Source organism: Nocardiopsis protaetiae, assembly GCF_045446735.1.
Taxonomy (GTDB): Bacteria; Actinomycetota; Actinomycetes; order Streptosporangiales; family Streptosporangiaceae; genus Nocardiopsis; species Nocardiopsis protaetiae.
The window spans coordinates 1-3,176 of sequence record NZ_JBJJBV010000453.1; the positions used below are offsets into that span (position 1 = coordinate 1).

The 3,176-nt window shown below is 70.3% G+C and carries 4 protein-coding genes; 3 read left to right on the forward strand and 1 reads right to left on the reverse strand.

Going from position 1 to position 3,176, the window contains the following annotated elements; genetic code table 11:
- The 3 genes from ACJOT3_RS33710 to ACJOT3_RS33720 all read left to right on the forward strand — a co-directional run.
- Window positions 1-257: transposase family protein (locus tag ACJOT3_RS33710; RefSeq protein WP_406977183.1), on the forward strand; the 257-nt coding region annotated here is incomplete at its 5' end.
- Window positions 258-309: 52 nt separating this feature from the next.
- The gene (locus ACJOT3_RS33715) at window positions 310-1,503 is read left to right on the forward strand and encodes a hypothetical protein (RefSeq protein ID WP_406977184.1); all 1,194 of its coding nucleotides are present in this window, start codon (window positions 310-312) and stop codon (window positions 1,501-1,503) included.
- A gap of 134 nt (window positions 1,504-1,637) precedes the next feature.
- Complete coding sequence (locus tag ACJOT3_RS33720; RefSeq protein ID WP_406977185.1) at window positions 1,638-2,483, forward strand: DUF1206 domain-containing protein; 846 nt, start codon at window positions 1,638-1,640, stop codon at window positions 2,481-2,483.
- Window positions 2,484-2,502: 19 nt separating this feature from the next.
- Here ACJOT3_RS33720 and ACJOT3_RS33725 read toward each other — a convergent pair.
- The coding region (locus ACJOT3_RS33725) for a helix-turn-helix domain-containing protein (protein WP_406977186.1) at window positions 2,503-3,176 on the reverse strand (674 nt) is incomplete at its 5' end.

Here is a 3,176-nt window from a genome sequence, read left to right on the forward strand (position 1 = left end):
CCGCGGGACTGCTCGGCCTGGGCGATAAGGGATACGTGGGGCTCTCGGACGTGGTGTTCTGCCCGTTCAAGGGGCGCGGCAAGCCGCAGTGGAAGAAGGACGCCAACTCCGAACACGCCAAGCTCCGCTCACCCGGCGAGCGCGCGATCGCCCGGCTCAAGCAGTGGGACATCCTGCGCCGCCTGCGCTGCTGCCCGCAACGCGCCGGCCAGATCACCCGCGCGGTGCTGGTCCTTCAGCTCCGAGAAGCAGGATGAAAAAGGCTCAGTGGACGGTCCTCGCAGTCGCCCGAAGATCACGCGTCGCCGCATGTTGGCGGCCTCGGCCTCCGCCGTCGGCGGTGCGCTGCTGTTGGCGCCGAGTCCGGCGCTCGCCGTCGGTCAATACGCGAACGAGCGCATCGCCGACATCGCCCTGAGCCGGGTCGGTCAGCGGGGCGGCCAGTGCAAGGAGTTCGCCAACGTCGTCGTACGCGATGCCTCCGGCGGGTCGCAGTGGCCCGCCCCGGGCTACCACTCCGGTTTCCAGCGGGCCGGCGGGGTCACCGTCACCACGGCCAACGCCCGCAAGGGCGACATCATCCAGGTCGGAAACGATGAGAACGGGCGCCTGCACACGGCCATCGTCGTGAGCAACCAGGGCGGCGGAAGCTTCTGGGTGGTCGACAGCAACTGGGTGAGCAACGAGACCGTCGGCCAGCACGCCTTCAACCTCAGCTGGGGGAACGGCCGTGACACACGGATCTGGCGGATGGGCAAGGTCGCCAACACGGCCAATCCGTGGTCGGGTGTCCGCGACGCGCGCTTCCTCGGGGGCGGCACCGTCAAGGCCAACGGCAGGCTGCGTTCCAACGAGTACATCCTGTCGGGCGACGGCCGGTTCGTGCTCATCATGCAGGCCGACGGGAACCTCGTGCAGTACAGCGGGGGCAGGGCCCTCTGGGCGTCCAACACCGCGGGCAACCGGGGGGCGGAGCTGAGTGTCCAGTCCGACGGCAACGTGGTCATCTACCGGGGTGGCACGCCGATCTGGTCCACCGGGAAGAAGGGCATCGCCCGCCTCGTCATGCAGAGCGACGGCAACCTGGTCGGTTACCGTGCCAACGACTCCGCCGCCTGGGCGAACAACCAGGCGCGCGGGACGGGCGGGCTCGTGTACGCGAACACCCACCAGTTGACCGCCGGTCGGACACTCGCCTCGAAGCGGTACCTGCGCTCCGCCGACCGCAGGTACGTGGCGGTCATGCAGGGCGACGGCAACCTGGTGCTGCACGGGCCCGGGTACAACGTGCTGTGGGCGTCCAACACCCCTGGTAACAACGGCGCCCAGGTGACGGTGCAGAACGACGGGAACGTCGTGCTGTACGTTCCGAACCGTTCGCCGAAGTGGAACACGGGCAAGCGCAGTATTAGTCGGCTCGTGGTGCAGAACGACGGCAACCTCGTGGGGTACCGGTCCAACGGATCGGCCGCCTGGGCGACCAACACGGCCGGCCGTATCTGACGCGCGGGCCGCGGCGGTGGTGCCGCTGTACGGGCCGCGATGGTGGTACCGCCGCACGGGGTGTGAGCAGGGGTGCGGCTTCATGTGTCGCTTCGGTGTAGTTAGTTCCCTTTCCCTGAGGGAAACGTTCAGCCATGAAAGGTTCCTCGAAGGCTCGGTCCGCGGCCCGCCGGGCGAAGACGGACGGTGAGCGCTTCGGTCGCCGGGCGGCCCGCAGCACGCCGCTCCGGCTCGCGGCGGGCGTCGGCTACGCGGCGAAGGGACTCCTCTACCTCACCATCGGCTACCTCGCCCTGCTGATCGCCTTCGGCGAGTCCGCAGGGCGGGAGGCCGACAACAGCGGCGCCCTCCAGACCATCGCCCAAGGGCAGGCGGGGATGGTCCTCCTGTGGCTGATCGCCGTGGGCCTGGGCGCACTCACCGTGTGGCAGGCCCTGCTCGCCCTGCTGGTGAAGAGCGACGCAGGGAAGCGGATCGGCAGTGCCGTGCAAGCGGTCACCTGTGCCGTGCTGGCCTCCGCCGTCGTCACCTTCCTGCTCGGCCAGGGCGCCCCCGACAGCCAGGACGGCCAGGCCGAATCTCTCACGGCGCAGCTGATGTCGCTGCCGTTCGGCCGCTGGATCATGGCCCTCATCGGGCTCGCCGTCATCGGTGTCGGCGGCTACCAGGTCTGGAGGGGCGTGACCCGGCGCTTCACCCGCGAACTCACCTTCGACGGTGCCTCCGGCGCGACCCGTACGGCGGTCGTGTGGGTCGGGATCGCGGGCGTCACGACCCACGGCCTGGTGCTGGGCACCGCCGGGGTCTTCTTCGTCCAGGCGGCCTGGGCCTTCGACAAGGACGAGGCGCAGGGCCTGGACGGTGTCCTGCGATCCTTCGCGGAGACGCCCGCCGGCCCCTACGCCCTGGTGGCGGTGGCCGTCGGCGTGGTCCTGTACGGGGCCTACTGCTTCTGCCAGGCCCGGTGGCAGCGCGGCTGATCCGGGTCGACCGGCCGGCTCAGTCGGCCGGGACGACCTCGATCGTGTCGTCCCGGACCGGGGCGGTGGCCATGGCCTCCGCGTAGGGACTGCCGTCGTACTTGGAGTGGTACGAACGATCGACCTCGACGGACCTCTCCCAGGGGTCCGGGAACGCCCGCGCGCGAGGATCCAGGAACGTGTACCGGGCCAGGTCCGGCCCCTCGCCGTCCTCCCACGCCTGCGCGTACAGGGCCCGTCCCAGGGGGTTGGCGGCCGGCACGTCCAGGCGGGCGTTCATGACCAGGGCGGGCACCCGGTCCATACGTGCGACGAACGCCCTGGTGGACGCCGGGACGACGGCGTCCGCCGAGGTCGTGGGGCGTTCCGCGTACGGGGTGCCCTGCACCAGCGTGAACAGGTGGGCCCGCTCATAGTCGTCCAGGAGCAGCACCCGGGCGATCGCGTCCAGGACCTCGTCCGAGACGTTGGCGACCTTCCCCCGCTCGATCTGCACGTAGTAGTCCACGCTGACCCCCGCCAGCAGCGCGACCTCCTCGCGTCGCAGCCCCGACACACGCCTGCGCCCGCCCTCCGGCAACCCCATGACACCCGGATCGACCCGTGCCCGACGGCTCCTGAGGAACTCCCGGACCAGCTCGCCCCTGCGCATACCGAAAGCCTGTAGCGCGAATCCGCGGTGTCCCTGGGTCG

Coding starts and splice junctions, on each gene's coding strand:
- ACJOT3_RS33715 (WP_406977184.1), top strand. CDS start 310: ATGTTGGCGGCCTCGGCCTCCGCCGTCGGCGGTGCGCTGCTGTTGGCG.
- ACJOT3_RS33720 (WP_406977185.1), top strand. CDS start 1,638: ATGAAAGGTTCCTCGAAGGCTCGGTCCGCGGCCCGCCGGGCGAAGACG.